The 16,320-nt window shown below is 37.7% G+C and carries 18 protein-coding genes; 6 read left to right on the plus strand and 12 right to left on the minus strand.

Annotation, left to right across the window (positions count from 1 at the left end; all coding sequences use genetic code 11):
• Nucleotides 1–2: 2 nt before the first annotated feature.
• Nucleotides 3–1,487, plus strand: coding sequence for a YifB family Mg chelatase-like AAA ATPase (locus GM552_RS04480; protein WP_155565461.1), 1,485 nt, complete (start codon nt 3–5; stop codon nt 1,485–1,487).
• Here the strand turns inward: GM552_RS04480 and metC are convergent.
• Complete coding sequence (gene metC / locus GM552_RS04485; RefSeq protein WP_155565462.1) at nt 1,479–2,702, minus strand: cystathionine beta-lyase; 1,224 nt, start codon at nt 2,700–2,702, stop codon at nt 1,479–1,481. The two genes, GM552_RS04480 and metC, sit on opposite strands and share 9 nt — an antisense overlap.
• Nucleotides 2,703–2,977: 275 nt before the next feature.
• On the opposite strand from metC, the gene GM552_RS04490 reads away from it, so the two are divergent.
• Nucleotides 2,978–3,634 carry an endonuclease/exonuclease/phosphatase family protein gene (locus GM552_RS04490; protein WP_155565463.1) on the plus strand — a complete coding sequence of 219 codons (657 nt, stop codon included), beginning with the start codon at nt 2,978–2,980 and terminating at the stop codon, nt 3,632–3,634.
• Here the strand turns inward: GM552_RS04490 and cls are convergent.
• Nucleotides 3,629–5,065: a cardiolipin synthase gene (cls, locus tag GM552_RS04495; protein ID WP_155565464.1), complete on the minus strand. Its 1,437-nt coding sequence runs from the start codon at nt 5,063–5,065 to the stop codon at nt 3,629–3,631. The genes GM552_RS04490 and cls overlap by 6 nt on opposite strands.
• Nucleotides 5,066–5,132: 67 nt before the next feature.
• On the opposite strand from cls, the gene GM552_RS04500 reads away from it, so the two are divergent.
• Entirely contained in the window at nt 5,133–5,396 is a 264-nt protein-coding gene (locus GM552_RS04500; RefSeq protein WP_155565465.1) for a YraN family protein, read from the plus strand.
• A gap of 127 nt (nt 5,397–5,523) precedes the next feature.
• Here GM552_RS04500 and GM552_RS04505 read toward each other — a convergent pair whose 3' ends face one another.
• The 9 genes from GM552_RS04505 to purB form a co-directional block, all read right to left on the minus strand.
• Nucleotides 5,524–5,889 (minus strand): hypothetical protein, encoded by a 366-nt coding sequence (locus tag GM552_RS04505; protein WP_155565466.1) that lies wholly within the window; start codon nt 5,887–5,889, stop codon nt 5,524–5,526.
• A gap of 122 nt (nt 5,890–6,011) precedes the next feature.
• Complete coding sequence (grxD, locus tag GM552_RS04510) at nt 6,012–6,341, minus strand: Grx4 family monothiol glutaredoxin (protein WP_155565467.1); 330 nt, start codon at nt 6,339–6,341, stop codon at nt 6,012–6,014.
• Between the two features lie 24 nt (nt 6,342–6,365).
• A complete protein-coding gene (locus GM552_RS04515; RefSeq protein ID WP_110438007.1) occupies nt 6,366–6,593 on the minus strand; it encodes a BolA/IbaG family iron-sulfur metabolism protein in 228 nt (75 codons plus the stop codon).
• Nucleotides 6,594–6,595: 2 nt separating this feature from the next.
• Nucleotides 6,596–8,806 carry a phosphoribosylformylglycinamidine synthase subunit PurL gene (purL, locus tag GM552_RS04520; RefSeq protein WP_155565468.1) on the minus strand — a complete coding sequence of 737 codons (2,211 nt, stop codon included), beginning with the start codon at nt 8,804–8,806 and terminating at the stop codon, nt 6,596–6,598.
• Nucleotides 8,806–9,504, minus strand: coding sequence for a phosphoribosylformylglycinamidine synthase subunit PurQ (gene purQ, locus GM552_RS04525; RefSeq protein ID WP_155565469.1), 699 nt, complete (start codon nt 9,502–9,504; stop codon nt 8,806–8,808). Before purQ ends, purL begins: the two co-directional genes overlap by 1 nt.
• On the minus strand, nt 9,504–9,905 hold the full coding sequence (locus GM552_RS04530) for a Rap1a/Tai family immunity protein (RefSeq protein WP_155565470.1): 402 nt from the start codon (nt 9,903–9,905) through the stop codon (nt 9,504–9,506). The genes purQ and GM552_RS04530 overlap by 1 nt, the downstream gene beginning before the upstream one ends.
• Nucleotides 9,902–10,144, minus strand: a complete 243-nt coding sequence (gene purS / locus GM552_RS04535) for a phosphoribosylformylglycinamidine synthase subunit PurS (protein ID WP_155565471.1) — start codon at nt 10,142–10,144, stop codon at nt 9,902–9,904. The genes GM552_RS04530 and purS overlap by 4 nt, the downstream gene beginning before the upstream one ends.
• Nucleotides 10,141–10,911: a phosphoribosylaminoimidazolesuccinocarboxamide synthase gene (purC, locus tag GM552_RS04540; RefSeq protein ID WP_155565929.1), complete on the minus strand. Its 771-nt coding sequence runs from the start codon at nt 10,909–10,911 to the stop codon at nt 10,141–10,143. Before purC ends, purS begins: the two co-directional genes overlap by 4 nt.
• 137 nt (nt 10,912–11,048) lie before the next feature.
• Nucleotides 11,049–12,401 carry an adenylosuccinate lyase gene (purB, locus tag GM552_RS04545; RefSeq protein ID WP_155565472.1) on the minus strand — a complete coding sequence of 451 codons (1,353 nt, stop codon included), beginning with the start codon at nt 12,399–12,401 and terminating at the stop codon, nt 11,049–11,051.
• 124 nt (nt 12,402–12,525) lie between these two features.
• On the opposite strand from purB, the gene GM552_RS04550 reads away from it, so the two are divergent.
• The 3 genes from GM552_RS04550 to GM552_RS04560 are packed head-to-tail and all read left to right on the plus strand — an operon-like array spanning nt 12,526 to nt 15,669.
• Entirely contained in the window at nt 12,526–13,125 is a 600-nt protein-coding gene (locus GM552_RS04550) for a YjbE family putative metal transport protein (RefSeq protein ID WP_155565473.1), read from the plus strand.
• Between the two features lie 26 nt (nt 13,126–13,151).
• The gene (locus tag GM552_RS04555) at nt 13,152–15,125 is read left to right on the plus strand and encodes a lytic transglycosylase domain-containing protein (RefSeq protein ID WP_155565474.1); all 1,974 of its coding nucleotides are present in this window, start codon (nt 13,152–13,154) and stop codon (nt 15,123–15,125) included.
• Between the two features lie 34 nt (nt 15,126–15,159).
• Nucleotides 15,160–15,669, plus strand: coding sequence for a CinA family protein (locus GM552_RS04560; protein WP_155565475.1), 510 nt, complete (start codon nt 15,160–15,162; stop codon nt 15,667–15,669).
• Between the two features lie 67 nt (nt 15,670–15,736).
• Here GM552_RS04560 and GM552_RS04565 read toward each other — a convergent pair whose 3' ends face one another.
• Nucleotides 15,737–16,183 carry a hypothetical protein gene (locus tag GM552_RS04565; RefSeq protein WP_155565476.1) on the minus strand — a complete coding sequence of 149 codons (447 nt, stop codon included), beginning with the start codon at nt 16,181–16,183 and terminating at the stop codon, nt 15,737–15,739.
• Nucleotides 16,184–16,320: the final 137 nt, after the last annotated feature.

Genomic DNA, 16,320 nt, shown 5'->3' on the forward strand with positions numbered 1-16,320 from the left:
TAATGGCAATAACCAGAATATCAACTTTTGCCTTTTCTGGTATTGATCCTATTTCTGTGGAAATTCAGGTTCAAATTTCTCGAGGCTTACCCGCATTTACAATTGTTGGCCTGGCTGATAAGGCCGTGACTGAATCCCGTGAACGGGTTAAGGCCGCCCTTATCTCAATGGGTATAGCCTTACCACCGAAACGGATTTTGATAAATCTTTCTCCAGCCGATATTATTAAAGAGGGCACTCATTATGATTTGCCTATTGCATTGGGACTGTTGGTCGCTTTGGATATTATTCCTGAAGGAATGTTATTGAATTATGCAGCTGTTGGCGAATTATCACTTGATGGAAAAATTAGTGCTGTCAACAATGTAATTTCAGCAACTATTGGAGCTGTTTCTCAAGAAAAAGGTTTGATTTGTCCAGCCATACAAGGAAGCGAAGCCCTATTGGGTGGAGATATAGATATAATTGCTGCTCCCGATCTGCTTTCTATCATCCAGCATTTTTTGGGAAAACAGATTTTAACGCCTCCTAAAATGTTACAGTCTCCAAAAACCTCCCATGATTATGATTTGTTTGATATCAAAGGTATGGAAAGTGCAAAACGTGCCCTGGAAATTGCCGCTTCAGGTGGGCATTCAATGTTAATGATTGGGCCGCCAGGATCTGGCAAATCCATGCTTGCAACAAGATTGCCCAGCATTTTACCTGATTTAACCGCACAACAATCTTTAGAGGTTACTCGTATTTATAGTGCTGCGGGATTATTAAACGGTTCTGTCCCTATCAGACAACCTCCCTTTCGAAACCCGCATCATTCTGCCAGTCAAGTTTCATTAACTGGAGGAGGAATAAAAGTGAAACCGGGTGAAATAAGCTTGGCTCATCATGGAATATTATTTTTGGATGAATTTCCTGAATTTACGAGGAACAGTCTTGAAGCATTAAGACAACCGCTTGAAAATGGTAAAATATCTATTGCCAGAGCGATGAATCATATAACTTTCCCTGCGAAATTTCAATTAATTGCCGCAATGAATCCCTGTCGATGTGGATATATGGGCGATACAGAACGTGAGTGTCATCGTGTCCCCCGCTGTGGTGAAGAATATACTCGTAAGATTTCTGGTCCATTATTGGATCGTATCGATATTGTTACCTATATTGAACCGATACCACCACGCGATATCGTTTCCATACCGAATGGTGAAAAAAGTGTAAAAGTTGCAAAACGTGTTAAAAAAGCCAGAGAAAAACAATTTGAAAGACAGAAAAATTTAAATTGTGAATTAAATAATAATCAAATATCTTTATCTGACTCCGTGGCGGAAATAGTAGAAAAAGCTTCAATGCAATTACGCCTTTCTGCCCGAGGCATCACAAGATTATTGAGGGTGGCTCTTACAATCGCAGATCTTTCAGAAAAGGATGAAATTGATATTTCCAGTATTACTGAAGCGTTGTCCTATCGAAAACGTAATCTACTTTAACGTTTTATCAAAAGCTTGTTTTAAATCTTCAATCAAATCATTTTCATTTTCTAAACCGATATGAAACCTACAAGCCGAACCAGTTAAAGTTCTGCTTTTATATTTCCTTCTTATCTCTCCATCAGTGAGTAAAACCAGACTTTCATATCCCCCCCAAGAAGCACCAATTGAAAAAAATTTAAGATGATTAATCATTTCAATAACTTTTTGCAAAATAATATTTTTTTTGAAAACCACTCCAAATACACTGCTTGCACCTGTAAAATCTCGTTTCCAAAATTCATGCCCATAACAACTTGGCAATGCGGGATGAAGAACCCGTTCAACATAAGGTTGCCGACTGCACCATTGTGCAATTTTTAATCCGGTCACTGATTGTTTTTCGAGTCGCGCTGCCATAGTTCTCAACCCACGCAATGTTAACCAGCATACATCTGGTGCTGCCACCTCTCCCATGGCGACAGCATAATCCCTTAAAATATGCCAGTCATCATCACATTTAACTGTAATGGCACCAAGTACTAAATCTGAATGACCATTGGCATATTTTGTTAATGCCTGAACAGATATATCCACTCCATGCTCGAAGGGCTTAAATATACCTATTCCCCATGTATTGTCTAATATTAGTTTAGCTCCATATCTATGAGCTATTTCAGCCGTACCGGCAATATTCTGAATTTCAAAACTATGACTACCGGGACTTTCCGTAAATATTAATTTCGTATTGTTTTGAATATAGGTTTCAATTTCATCAAGATTACAATCAGCGGGGTAGTAGCTGATTTTAACTCCAAATTTTTCCAAAACAGTCTCTGCAAACCGTTTGGTTGGCCCATAGATACTGTCAATTATCAAACAATGATCACCTGACGATAAAAAACCTAATAGAGGTATAGTACAAGCTGCCAAACCCGATGATACTACTTGACAATGTGATCCTCCTTCAATTTGGGCTATAACTTGCTCAAGCTGATGCTGATTTGGTGAACCCATTGCTCCATAAAGCGTTTCATGTTCATACTTACCTTTTTCCGAACGACGCATAGCCTCAACTGAAGGATATATAACTGTCGATCCCCGTGCGAGCGGATCATTTACAAACACACCTTTCTCGGGTAATGAGTATGTCTGTCTACCTATTTGGACCAAAAATGTTGACAAAATTTTCCATCCATAGGAAACGGCCAATTCTTCAGATGATATATAAGACATGCTTTAACCTTTTTGATAAAAAATCTTTTACTTTCTGAAAAATCATTTTATAAAGATTCGTCATATTTTTATATTTAAATACTGTTAGCAATAATTGAAATTCATACTTTATAATATTTGCCAATTAGTAATTGTTATCGATAATTAATTATCCCAAAAATGTTACTAAAATTCTTATATATTGAAAAACAAAGATTAATTCTTAAATTTGTTGGATCAGAAATAGGTAGTAATATTAATTATATTATCAGATAACTATCCAAGAATATCAATTCATGACCCTTTCAATTACGCCACATTACAAAATTTCTAACATTCCTAAAATATTTTCTCAAATGAAAATTATCAGCTGGAATTTGTTAAGAAAAATTGGAGCATCCCCATATGACGTTGCTTATTTGATCAATAATCACAAACCTGATTTATTGTTAATGCAGGAAGCAACAGAGGAAATTAATATTTTACCCGATCTTGTTGGTGGTTATTACAGTCGTTTTCCATTACCTGGCAGAATTCATGGTGTTGCTTGCTGGAGTCCTTACCCATTTTTTTCGCCACCCACGATTTGCGATTTACCCCGAGGCACGTTAATCAAACGTGTTGCCCAATTGATCGATTATGGAAATTTCTGGATAGCTAATGTCCACCTATCCCATGGTCAGATATTGAACCGTAAACAATTACAGGCTCTTGCCGGTATTCTACCTGATCACGCTGCAGTTTTAGGTGACTTTAACCAGATTGGTCCCGCATTATTACATGGATTCAGAGATGTTGGGCCCAATGAACCAACACATAAAATGGCCAATCTTGTGCCAATTCGTCTCGATCGTTGCTTGATCAAGGGTATGGAGTGTATTGCAAGTCAGGTTTTATCCAGATTTACATCCGATCATCATCCAATAATGGTGATACTGCGTCCAGTCTTATAAATATGGAAGCAGCAATCGAGTGGTAGCATCTCTTAATTTTACCAGGAAGAATCTTTTTTCAAGCTCTTTTAATTTTAATGGCTTGTTTCTATGCAATATAATGAAATCGTCGATTTTTTCTGAAAATTTTTCATGATAAACTTCCATATTGATTTCAAAATTCAATCTTAAACTGCGCATGTCAATATTTGAACTACCAACAAAGGACCATAAACGGTCAATAACCATCAGTTTGGAATGATTGAAAGGGGGTTTGGCCAACCAGATTTTACATCCATAACGTAAGGGTAATTTATTGTTTATGTTTCTGGCCCAATCAACCAAAAACTGATTGCTTTGTTCAGGGGTAATTATATCAATTTCCACCCCTCGAATGGCAGCCATACATAACAATGATAGAAAACGGTCATCTGGCAAAAAGTAAGGGGTCATAATCCTTATTGATTTACGCGCCAAACTTATTGCCTGCATCATTGTATATTTGATTTTTTCCATATCTGAATCAGGACCAGCGGTTATAATGCGACATACCATATCTCCCTCCTCTTTCACTTCTGGAAAAAATTTTTCATCATCCAGCTTTTCCGATGTAATAAAAAACCAGTCCTGCAAAAAAGCTTCGGTTAATTCATGAACAATGGCGCCTTTTACCCTAAAATGAGTGTCTGAAACCGGATTTTTAGGGCATTTTGATAACACATTTACAGCAGCGATATTTAAACCTCCTATAAACCCAATCTTTCCATCTACCACCAAAATCTTCTTATGAGTTCTTAGGTTTATAAATGCCATTTTCCAGGGAAGAAATGTATGCATAAACCTGTCTATACGAACGCCATGAGCTTTTAAATATTTGGCAATGGGACAATAGAAATAACCGCTACCTATTCCATCGACAAGTACACGGACAACAGCGCCCCTTTCATGTGCCCTGATTATTGCATCGGCAAATTTCCTGCCAATATCATCACTTTTAAGAATATAAGAGGATAAGAAAACGCAACTTTTTGCAGAATTTATTGATTCCAGCATAACGGGATAGGCTTCATCCCCATTATGATATATATCAATATTATTTCCCTTTAATAATGCCCTTTGTGTAAAGCTTTCTACAACTTTAGCCAATGGATAAAAATGACCTTGAACTGTATAATTAAAATTGCTTTTGGTAAATTTATGATGCCAAGGCCTGTGTGTGGCCAATTTTTGTGCCTTTCGGGTAACACGATTTATACCAAACATAAAATACAGAATAAAACCCGTAATTGGCATTATCCACGAGAATCCGATCCATCCTATCGCAGCTTTGGTATCTCTCACATGTTTCAAAACATGATATGTAACCACTATTAATAAAAATAATCTTAGAACCGCCATTACCCAATCTTGCTTGACATCAATAAAAAACAGATAAGTATAAAAGGCAGTCATAAAATTCCATTCCAAATAATTAACAACATATATTTTTATTCTATTTTAATTATGTTATGCTTTAATTATGATCAAATTTAGTAATCGTCAAAACGATTTTAATTCTTATTCTTTCACCAATAAAAACTATTCTGCTGGATTATTTGCTGAAGAAAAAGTAGCGATCTATTTAAAAAAACTTGACTGGAACATATTGAATCAAAGATACCGCTGTCCATTTGGAGAAATTGATTTAATTGCACAACGTGCTGACTATATATTGTTTGTGGAAGTAAAAAAAGAAAAACCTTGCGAAAAGCTCTTTTCGCTCTTACCAATAGACAAAAACTAAGATTGATTAATTCCGCGAATTGTTATCTTGAAACATATAACTTGAATAATATCAACAATGTTCAATTTGATTATATTATACTAGATTCTCAAAATCGAATTGAACGTCTTGAAAATATTACCGCTTATTAGCTGCGATGACGACGAGCTTTAGATTTTTTATGGGATGAAACATTATATAAAACATTTCTTACCCTCATTTTTCCTAGATTTCTTTGTCTATAGGAAATTTTATGAACCAATGACGAATAACTTTTTTTTGAACTCGTGTGATAGGCAACATTCCTTAGCATTGGATGTCTTGATTTTCTCACAGAACGTTTGACAGGACGGTAATGATGCACTATAGGTGCAGCCGTAAGGGATGCAAGGGTTAACTTACCAGCTTCCGATTCCGTAACAATATGTTGTGCCTTAACAAAAGAAGGCGTTGAACATCCTAATATTGTAACCCCTAAAACCCAATAAAAAGTTTTTTTTACATTTTTTATCATTATCCCAGACCCTTAAACCAAATACCAACCTAGATATCAAGAAACACATTAAAGGATAATTTAGCAAGAATAAAAAGAAATAAAATAGAATTTTTATTCTTGCGTTGTAAAAATTCTACTATTTACTTGCTGATAATATTTTCATCCTGAAAAAGGGTTTTCAATTCGCCAGTGGCATACATCTCGCGAACAATATCACAACCACCGACAAGCTTTCCCTTGACATAAAGCTGAGGAAAAGTTGGCCAACTGGAAAACTCCTTTAATCCCTGCCTTAATTCATCATTTTCAAGAATATTTACATCCTTGAATGAAACGCCCATATCAGAAAGAATATGAACCACTTTTGCAGAAAAACCGCAACTAGGAAAGTCTGCTGTACCCTTCATGAAAAGAACAACAGGATTGTTATCAATTTCTTTTTGGATTTGTTGAAATAACGGATTACTCATTTATTGTATAATTCCTTGATTAGATTATTTTAACACAGACGTTTGTAAAGCCAAGGCATGTAAATCTTTATCCATATAATTTTCCAATGCCTTATAGACAAGCTGATGTTGCTGAACTTTGCTCAATCCATCAAATTCTTTAGCGCTGATCTTGCAATAGAAATGTCTTCCATCATTTTTCAATGCACCAACATCAATAATAGCATCAGGAAATACTTCGACTAAGCGATCTTTAATTTCTGAAATATTCATCTTTAAACTTTCATTAAATTTTCAAAGAAGGACTTGGACGCAGCTTTCATTCTTGCAATTGTAATCATGGCACCTGATGGCATGACAAGGCTATCCCCACCAGTATACCCTATTAATCTTGCAGCAACACCCTGTTCTTTTGCTTTTGATATCATTAAATCGGCATCGGAAGTCATGACAATATAACGTCCCTGATCTTCACCAAACCAATAGGCTTCTGGTCGCATACCACTTTCAGGAACATCAAGCGTGCAACCGGTATTTCCTGCCATTGCCATTTCAGCAATTGAAATAAGAAGACCACCATCAGATACATCATGACAAGCTGTAACTAGTCCCTGGTTAATAATGGTGCGAACAAAATCACCATTGAGACGTTCGGTATTTAAATCAACAGGTGGTGGGTAACCTGCCTCTTGTCCCATAATTTCCCTGAGCCATAGCGTTTGACCCAAATGACCTTCCGTCTTACCGATTAGAACAAGTTTGTAATTTTTCTGTAAAGCGTTACCCACTGATTTTGAAATATCTTCAATAACACCTAAACCACCAATGGCAGGTGTAGGCAATACTGAAACATTTTCATTTTGTGCATTACGTGTTTCATTGTAAAGTGAAACATTTCCACTGACAACAGGAAAATCTAGTGCGTTACAGGCATCTTTCATACCTTCAATAGCAGCAATAATCTGTCCCATTATTTCAGGTTTTTCCGGATTACCAAAATTTAAATTATCGGTTATTGCCAGTGGTTTGGCACCTACTGCGGTAATGTTGCGCCATGCTTCGGCAACAGCCTGTGCTCCACCCTGATATGCATCGGCTTGACAGTAACGGGGTGTACAGTCTGTTGTTAACGCAAGACCTAAATGATGACCATCAACCTTTACCACCGCTGCATCACCTTGTCCTGGACGATAGACTGTCTGACCGCCAATCGTGCTGTCATATTGATCCCATATCCAGGAACGGGACGCCAAATCGGCACAACCCAGCAATTTTATAACGGATTTTTCAATATCGATAGTAATATTTAAAGGCGCGATAGGTTGTGGTGCAGGATAATTGGAGGATGGTCGTTTATAAAGTGGTGCCTCATCAGCCAAGGGTGCAAGGGGAATATCAGCTTCTGTCTGGTTATTATGTTTGATAACAATACAACCCGTATCTGTCAGATGTCCAATAATGGCAAAATCCAACTCCCATTTTTCAAAAATTTGCTTGGCAATCTCCGTTCGATCTGCACGCAAGACCATCAGCATTCTTTCCTGACTTTCGGAAAGCATCATTTCATATGCTGTCATCTGGTCTTCACGTTGCGGAACGTGATCCAAATTCAGCTCAATACCGACACCACCTTTTCCGGCCATTTCCACAGCCGATGAGGTCAGACCAGCAGCGCCCATATCTTGGATGGCAACAATGGCATCCGTTGCCATTAATTCTAGACAGGCCTCAATCAGCAATTTTTCAACAAATGGATCTCCAACCTGGACGGTAGGTCGCCTTGATGCTGAATCCTCATCAAATTCCGCAGAAGCCATTGTTGCCCCATGAATGCCATCACGACCCGTTTTGGAACCAACATAAATTACAGGGTTACCTACCCCAGCTGCAGCTGATAAAAATATACGGTCTTTTCTTGCAATTCCAACCGTCATTGCATTGACAAGCGGATTGCCGTTATAACTTTCATGAAAATTGACTTCACCACCGACCGTAGGAACTCCTACACAATTTCCATATCCCCCGATACCCCGAACCACTCCATCCACAATATGACGAGTCTGGGGATTGTCGGGACTACCAAATCTTAGAGCGTTCAGGTTGGCAACCGGTCGTGCACCCATGGTAAAAACATCACGCAAGATACCGCCAACACCTGTTGCCGCACCTTGATAAGGTTCAATAAAAGAGGGATGGTTATGGCTTTCCATTTTAAAAACGGCCGCCAAACCCTCGCCAATATCGACAACACCAGCATTCTCACCTGGACCGTGAATAACCCATGGAGCTTTTGTCGGAAGATTTTTCAACCATGCACGGGAAGATTTATAAGAGCAATGTTCTGACCACATGACCGAAAAAATACCCAATTCGGTCAGGCTGGGTGTACGCCCCATGATAGACAAGACTTTATGATATTCATCAGCAGATAAACCGAACTGTTTTGCCAAAGCTTCATTTACAACCAATTTTTGTATCTTACTCATCAAGCCAAGGTCTCCATAATACCCCGGAATAAAGGTTTTCCATCTTCACTTCCCATTAAGGGATTCACCATATCTTCAGGGTGAGGCATCATTCCACAGATTCTTCCATTCAAACTTACAATACCAGCTATGGCATAAATGCTGCCATTTGGGTTTAACTGTCTATCTTCCGGATTTACAATTCCATTTGCTGAGCTATATCTGAAGACAATCTGTCCCTCTCCTTCAAGCTGTCTTAAGGTTTCTGAATCACAGAAATAATTTCCATCTCCATGCGCAGTTGCTGTCTTGAAAACATCACCTTTATTCCACCCGCATGTAAAAGCGGTATCATTTCGTTCAATCTTTAAATGACAATCACGAGATAAAAATCTCAGGCTTGCATTCGGTAGCAAAGCACCGGGAAGTAATTTGGCCTCTGTCAAAATCTGAAAACCATTACAAATTCCAAGAATATATCCCCCTTTATTCGCAAAATCACAGATTTCTCTCATTATTGGTGAATGCGCCGCCATTGCTCCACAACGCAAATAATCCCCATAACTAAATCCACCAGGCAAAACGATCATATCCAAAGAAGGTAAAGTTGTTTCACGATGCCAAATGATAACGGGAGTTACACCCGTTACCTGTTCAAAGGCAATCACAACATCTCGCTCACGATTGGTACCTGGAAAAACAACGATACCTATTTTCATTATTTTACCCCAACAGATGCGTTTTTACATGGATAAGATTCATGCAAAGCACTAAAGACAGTCGCTCCTGCTGGCTGGTTCAATTGATCTGGATGTGCCTTCATATAATCAATAACTTTTTGACGCATTTCATTGCCAGATACGGAGGGATCAATGCAAAAACCGGCCGGTGCCTTGGGATCGCCTTCATTTTTGGCATAGACTTTTGAAAATGCGACAGAATCAGCAATACCGCTAATATAAATATTACATGCCCTAACCGTCTGCGATCTTTGACATAATTGCAGAAAATCGGCAGCTTTAACTTTACTCACTCTTTGCGCCTGCACTGTTGTATTTGCGCAAGCCATTAACAAAGCGATACCGGATACAGTAAATAATATTTTCTTACCTATACTCATGATAAAACCTCGACTTCAAAATCTTCGATAACATTATTGGCCAATAAATTTTGAGCCATTTCTGTTGCCTTTTTTTTGGCTTCACTTACTGACATTTCAGATAATTCAAGATCAACTACACGTCCAACGCGTACATCTTTTACTTCATTAAAAGACAGATTATGCAATGCATGGTTAATCGCCTTACCTTGTGGATCGAGAACACCCTGTTTCAACTGAATAATCAAACGTAATTTCATTCCATATGCTCCGGATTGCTACTTTCTATAACCTCAAATTTTTTTTCAGGAATAATTTTCAATCGCTTGGCGATTTCCTGATAGGCTTCTTCCACTTTACCAAGATCACGACGGAAGCGATCCTTGTCAAGTTTTTCACCACTTGCCATATCCCAAAAACGACAATTATCAGGTGAGATTTCATCTGCCAAAACGATATGAAATTCATCATCTTTCCATAAACGTCCATATTCAAGCTTGAAATCGATCAGCCTGATTCCGATACCCGCGAACAATCCTCTGAGAAAATCATTGATACGTAAAGTATAACTTACGATTTCATCCATTTCCTGCAAGGTCGCCCAATTGAATGTTGTAATATGATCTTCCAGAACCAGTGGATCATTCAGTTCATCATTTTTCAAATAATATTCGACAATGGGACGGGGAAGTTTTTTCCCCTCATCCAATCCCAGACGTTTGACAATACTACCCGCCGCAACATTTCTGACCACAATTTCCAAGGGAATGATCTCAACAGATTTTACCAGTTGTTCCCGCATATTCAAACGACGGATAAAATGGGTGGGTATATTAATTTCAGAAAGCTGCAACATCAAATATTCGCTTATGCGATTATTCAATACACCCTTCCCCGTGATTGTACCCTTTTTTGCACCGTTACCAGCCGTTGCATCATCTTTAAAATATTGAACAATTGTTCCAGGTTCAGGTCCTTCGTAAAGAATTTTTGCCTTACCTTCATAAATTTTTCGCCGACGGGTCATCATGTCCCTTAATTTTACAATGTGATTAAAATAAATTGAAATAATAAGTACTTGAAATGCAAGCAAATATTATATGAACTTAAATCCATAATATTGCGAGAATTACTGGATTTACAAGCTCTTTTATTCAAGAATGTTTATTCTGGTACAGGCCCGGTTTCACCAAAAACATTCGCATAAATATAATCAAGATTTTTTGTATGCATACTGCCATCCATGGCTTTATCCAGAACCTCAGGACTAATTTTCCCCATAATTTCTGGATCATTTTCCAGATTTTCCCTGAATGTTTTTCCATCTGCTGTATTCAATTTTGTCCAGGTAGCCATGGCACACCGTTGAACGATACGATAGGCCGCCTCTCGTGATAAACCTGCCTTGGCCAATACCAGCAATACCTCACCAGAATGAACAACACCTCCAAGACTTTCAAGATTTGCCTTCATTTGGTCAGGATAAACGACCAGTTTTTCCATTACCCCTGCCAATCTATTCAAGGCAAAATCAAGAGTTACGGTTCCATCAGGACAAATCATTCTTTCCACTGAAGAATGACTGATATCTCTTTCATGCCACAATGCTACATTTTCAAGTGCTGGAATAACATGTGATCTTACAATTCTTGCCAATCCTGTTAAATTTTCTGATAAAACGGGATTGCGTTTATGAGGCATTGCGGAAGAACCTTTTTGATCAGGATGGAAATATTCTTCCGCCTCACGCACTTCAGAGCGTTGCAAATGTCTTATCTCGATTGCTAGACGTTCAATAGAACTTGCAATAATAGCCAAGGTTGAAAAAAAGGCAGCATGCCGATCACGAGGAATAACCTGTGTTGACACGAGTTCCTTTTGCAGTCCCAAATGTTCGGCGACATAAGCCTCGATCCGTGGATCAATATGCGCATAGGTACCGACGGCACCAGATATGGCGCAAATGGCAATTTCCTTACGGGCAACGGTCAAACGTTCCTTGTTCCGTTTAAATTCCGCATAATATCCAGCCAATTTCAAACCAAAGGTTAGTGGTTCTGCATGTATCCCATGACTTCGACCAATGGTCATGGTATATTTATGGTCATAAGCCTGCATCTTTAGAGCTTCAAGAACTCGGTCAAGATCTTTTATCAAAAGGTCAGCAGCTTGTGTCAACTGAACAGAGAGACATGTATCCAACACATCCGAAGATGTCATTCCCAAGTGAACAAAACGACTATCTTCCCCTATTTTTCCTGCCAACCATGTTAAAAAAGCGATAACATCATGACGAACCTTGGCCTCGATTGCATCAATAACCTGAACATCCTCTTTATTGAATGTGGCCATTGCATGATCCCCATTCTGTCGAATTTTTTTTGCTGAATTCGCCGGGATATACCCATAATTCGACATTGCTTCACAAGCCAAAGCTTCAATTTCAAACCAAATACGATAACGATTCTCAGCATCCCATATAGAAGTCATTTCAGGACGGCTATAACGTGGAATCATTCTCTGGTTTCCTTTCTTCTTTCCGATAGCTTAAAAAAAGTTTATATCATAGATTTTATATAATTCGTCCAGCCTTATTTTGAATAAAATTAAGTTAAATCATCATGAAAGTAATTAATTCCCGATGCTTGATTATATCCTTTCCATTTTTATCGGTCTTATTCGGATAATCCTGCTTGATATAACGCTTGCCGCAGATAATGCCATCGCAATCGGTCTGGCGGTGAATGGATTGCCCGAAAGCCAGAAAAAGAAAGCAATATTCTGGGGATTGGGAGCGGCCGCAATTATCCGGATAATGTTTGCCCTTGTTGTACAGTATCTCCTAAAGATCCCCGGACTGAATTTGATCGGTGGTTTCCTTCTTTTATGGGTCTGCTGGGAGATAGTCGATGGAATAAAAAATTCCAGTCATGATAAACACAATATCACCCCACCGATTCATAATACTTTAAAAAAATCCATAAGAAGTATCATTATTGCGGATATTTCAATGAGTCTCGATAATGTTTTGGGTGTTGCAGGTGCTGCAGGAAACAATTTATGGTTAATGGCGGGAGGAATTTTCCTGTCCGTTACTTTGATGGGAATGGCTGCTTCCTATATCGCAAAATTATTGAACCGTTATAAATGGCTTGCATGGATCGGTGCATTGGTTATTTTAAGTGTTGCTATCGAACTTATCTATAAAGGTGGTGTGCAGCTATATAATCTATTGGGTTAAATTTTAGACTTATAAGGATAATTTTAATGAGTTTTTTGATTATTAACAAAAGTAAAATACCTTTCATTTCAATTTTAACTTTTATATCCTTATCATCTATTGGCTGCAGCCAGAGTCATTCAGTGCAAACAAGATCCAGTCATGTCTCTCCTTCACAAAAACTGGCCGTTTCTTTATCTCACGAAACCGGCAAAAATCTCAAAATAAACGATAAGCTCAATCTATACTTACAATTACTTCAGACAAATAACTTTTCAGCAACAACCTATGCTGATTTCATAACCAACAATCCGACATGGCCCAATCAAAATGTTCTCTTAGATCGTATGCAAAAGCAACTTTTGAATGAGACAGATAAAAATGCCGTTTCAAACATTTGTAAAACCCAACCCATAAAAAAGGCATCTGCTCTTAAATTTTGTGCACAACAAACTGAGGTTAAACCTGAATTAATTCAAAAAGCTCGATCAGCATGGATATTCTCCATCAATTTACCTGCTGATGAACAAGATATTTTATCTGCTTATAAACAATATTTCACCAAACAAGACAATTGGAACCGATTTGATAGGCTGGAAAACGCGGGTTTAACACTTGCAGCGTCCCGTCAGGTTATGTATCTTACCTCCGAACAAAGCAATTTGGCTTTGGCACGTCTTGCATTTAGAAAAAAACAACTAAATGCGGAAAATTACCTAAGTAAACTTTCAAAATCCGATTTAAATGATACAAGTTTAATATACAATCGCCTAAGATGGTTACGGTTACAGAACCGCAAAGAAGAAGCATTGAAATATTGGCGGTTTACAGGATTAAATGAAGAATTGAAATCAAACCAACAACGTTTTTGGTTAGAGCGAAACAATCTTATTCGTGAATTTTTGAAAAATAATAATATTAAACAGGCGGCTTCATTAATTACGGATGCCAGTTGCAATCCATCCTCATGTCAACAAGATGAAATATTCTTGGGGGGGTGGATACAATTAAGAAAACTGAATAATGCTTTAAAATCAATAGATTATTTTAAAAAATTAATTCAATCCAATAACATATCAATTAAGTCTCGTGGATATTATTGGCTTGGACGTGCCTATCAAGCAAATAATAATAATAATGAGGCAAATCAGGCATGGAGGGCGGCCTCTAAATATCCTGTTACATTCTATGGACAACTTTCCATTGCTCAACTACACCATTTGAATGTTCAGAATTTACTATTAAATCCAAATTCACTACAAAAAATTCTTCAAACATATCTTACCAATATCAAGGAAGCTTCCTCTTCCAATTCTCAATATATTTTTTTTAAAAACAATGAGTTAATACAAGCGGCTCAAATTTTGATTGAACAGGGTGATTATAATCATGCCCGTCCTTTTTTAGCAGCCTATAACAAATTACATTTTGATATTGCAAATCAGATCATTAATGCAAATTATGCCAATCAGATACATTTACCGGACAATGCTGTAACCATATCTCGTCAAGCAGCAGCAAAAGGTTATATATTTTTGAAAAATGGCTGGCCAAGACCTTATGAATCACTTGCAAACGAAGGATTGCCATCGGGTTTATCCTTGGCAATTATGCGCCAAGAAAGTAGCTTTAATCCAGTTATTGTTAGTCGTGCCCATGCATATGGTCTTATGCAGCTTCTTCCCTCAACCGCTCGTGAATTGTGTCATCAGAAAAAAATACCCCTCAATATGGGTAACCCTGGCAATCTTATTGTTGCTGACAACAATATTCGTTTGGGTACCGCCTATCTAGCAAAACTGATGGAAAGATTTGATAATAATCTCATTTTCACAATCGCGAGTTATAACGCTGGACCCAACCGTGTGAAAAACTGGTTAAATTCATCAGAAAATAATTCAGTACAAACTTATACTGATATGATAGATTGGATTGAAATGATTCCATATACCGAAACAAGAAATTATGTTCAGCATGTAATGGAAAATCTAATGATTTACCAAACCAATATAAATAAATAAAGCCTCTTAGTTTATCAATGAAGGGAATTTGTTTATGAATATGACATTATTGAAAAATAAATGTGATAAGCTTTGTCAGGATATCGCTTTGCTATCACAAAAATTTCCTTTAAAAATTGTCACAGCTGAAAGTTGTACAGCTGGCCTGATTTGTTCAAGTCTCACCAATTTAGCAGGTTCTTCGCACTATATTGAGGGTGGACTGATCACCTACTCCAATGAAATGAAAAAAAATATTCTGGACGTTTCAGAAAACAGCCTAAACCAATTTGGTGCAGTCAGTGAACAAGTTGCCAAAGAAATGGTTCATGGAGCATTAAAAAAAACACCCAATGCCAATTGTGCTGTTTCAGTAACGGGTATTGCAGGTCCAGATGGTGGTTCTTTTAATAAACCTGTAGGATTAGTCTGGATAGCGTTTAAACAATTAGATCATCAGTCTGTTGTGCAAAAAAACAATTTTTACGGTAATCGAGATGAAATTCGATTACAGGCCACCATAAACGCTTTGGTATTAATTAAAAAACATTTTACTTGGGTATAGATTTTTTATTTCTTATATCAGCAGATCATTTTAAAAAGATCTGCTGACAAACCAATTTTATATAAAATTAATTTGCAGGAGGCATATTATTTGGATTGACTGCACCCTGCGCATTCGCGGGTCCAACAGGTGCCCCCATTGTAGGAGGTGCCGAAGCGTTAATTGGTCCATTTACAGAGGGAGAGGACTGCATAGGAGGTTGTCCCACAACAGGTGTTGAGGGTTGTTGACCCGCTGGACTTTGTGGAGCAAGTACACCAGTGTTGGGATCACGATTTACTGATTGTGCAGTCTGCAAACTACGGGCATTCAAATCACGCGTGGCTTGATTTTGGCTGTCTTTATCTTGATTATAGGCAGAATGATGATGTCTCGATTTATGAGACTTACCATGTCTTACTTTATGATTGGCAACATGAGAAGCACGATGACCATGCGTTGCCGCCATTGTTGTAGCAGGTAAAGCAAAGGCAAAAGCAGCAGCCATTAGAGATAATTTAAATGTAGAATTCATGATTCTATCCTTTAATATATATAATCAACATTTTAATTTTTATTTTTAATTAATAAAAATCAGTTCATGTTTATTTGTGTTATTAGTCACAGTTTCATTATACTTTATTATCATTTAAATAGCTACAATCAGTAAAG

Origin of the sequence: Commensalibacter sp. ESL0382 (assembly GCF_009725775.1) — a bacterium.
Classification (GTDB): domain Bacteria; phylum Pseudomonadota; class Alphaproteobacteria; order Acetobacterales; family Acetobacteraceae; genus Commensalibacter; species Commensalibacter melissae.

What these genes read in the sequence shown, in the direction of transcription:
- GM552_RS04565 (WP_155565476.1), bottom strand. Translation starts at nt 16,183, where the DNA reads ATGAATTCTACATTTAAATTATCTCTAATGGCTGCTGCTTTTGCCTTT.
- GM552_RS04550 (WP_155565473.1), top strand. Translation starts at nt 12,526, where the DNA reads ATGCTTGATTATATCCTTTCCATTTTTATCGGTCTTATTCGGATAATC.
- GM552_RS04500 (WP_155565465.1), top strand. Translation starts at nt 5,133, where the DNA reads ATGATCAAATTTAGTAATCGTCAAAACGATTTTAATTCTTATTCTTTC.
- metC (WP_155565462.1), bottom strand. Translation starts at nt 2,702, where the DNA reads ATGTCTTATATATCATCTGAAGAATTGGCCGTTTCCTATGGATGGAAA.
- GM552_RS04530 (WP_155565470.1), bottom strand. Translation starts at nt 9,905, where the DNA reads ATGAGTATAGGTAAGAAAATATTATTTACTGTATCCGGTATCGCTTTG.
- purB (WP_155565472.1), bottom strand. Translation starts at nt 12,401, where the DNA reads ATGATTCCACGTTATAGCCGTCCTGAAATGACTTCTATATGGGATGCT.
- GM552_RS04560 (WP_155565475.1), top strand. Translation starts at nt 15,160, where the DNA reads ATGAATATGACATTATTGAAAAATAAATGTGATAAGCTTTGTCAGGAT.
- GM552_RS04555 (WP_155565474.1), top strand. Translation starts at nt 13,152, where the DNA reads ATGAGTTTTTTGATTATTAACAAAAGTAAAATACCTTTCATTTCAATT.
- cls (WP_155565464.1), bottom strand. Translation starts at nt 5,065, where the DNA reads ATGACTGCCTTTTATACTTATCTGTTTTTTATTGATGTCAAGCAAGAT.
- purL (WP_155565468.1), bottom strand. Translation starts at nt 8,806, where the DNA reads ATGAGTAAGATACAAAAATTGGTTGTAAATGAAGCTTTGGCAAAACAG.
- purS (WP_155565471.1), bottom strand. Translation starts at nt 10,144, where the DNA reads ATGAAATTACGTTTGATTATTCAGTTGAAACAGGGTGTTCTCGATCCA.
- purC (WP_155565929.1), bottom strand. Translation starts at nt 10,911, where the DNA reads ATGACCCGTCGGCGAAAAATTTATGAAGGTAAGGCAAAAATTCTTTAC.
- grxD (WP_155565467.1), bottom strand. Translation starts at nt 6,341, where the DNA reads ATGAGTAATCCGTTATTTCAACAAATCCAAAAAGAAATTGATAACAAT.
- GM552_RS04515 (WP_110438007.1), bottom strand. Translation starts at nt 6,593, where the DNA reads ATGAATATTTCAGAAATTAAAGATCGCTTAGTCGAAGTATTTCCTGAT.
- GM552_RS04490 (WP_155565463.1), top strand. Translation starts at nt 2,978, where the DNA reads ATGACCCTTTCAATTACGCCACATTACAAAATTTCTAACATTCCTAAA.
- GM552_RS04505 (WP_155565466.1), bottom strand. Translation starts at nt 5,889, where the DNA reads ATGATAAAAAATGTAAAAAAAACTTTTTATTGGGTTTTAGGGGTTACA.
- GM552_RS04480 (WP_155565461.1), top strand. Translation starts at nt 3, where the DNA reads ATGGCAATAACCAGAATATCAACTTTTGCCTTTTCTGGTATTGATCCT.
- purQ (WP_155565469.1), bottom strand. Translation starts at nt 9,504, where the DNA reads ATGAAAATAGGTATCGTTGTTTTTCCAGGTACCAATCGTGAGCGAGAT.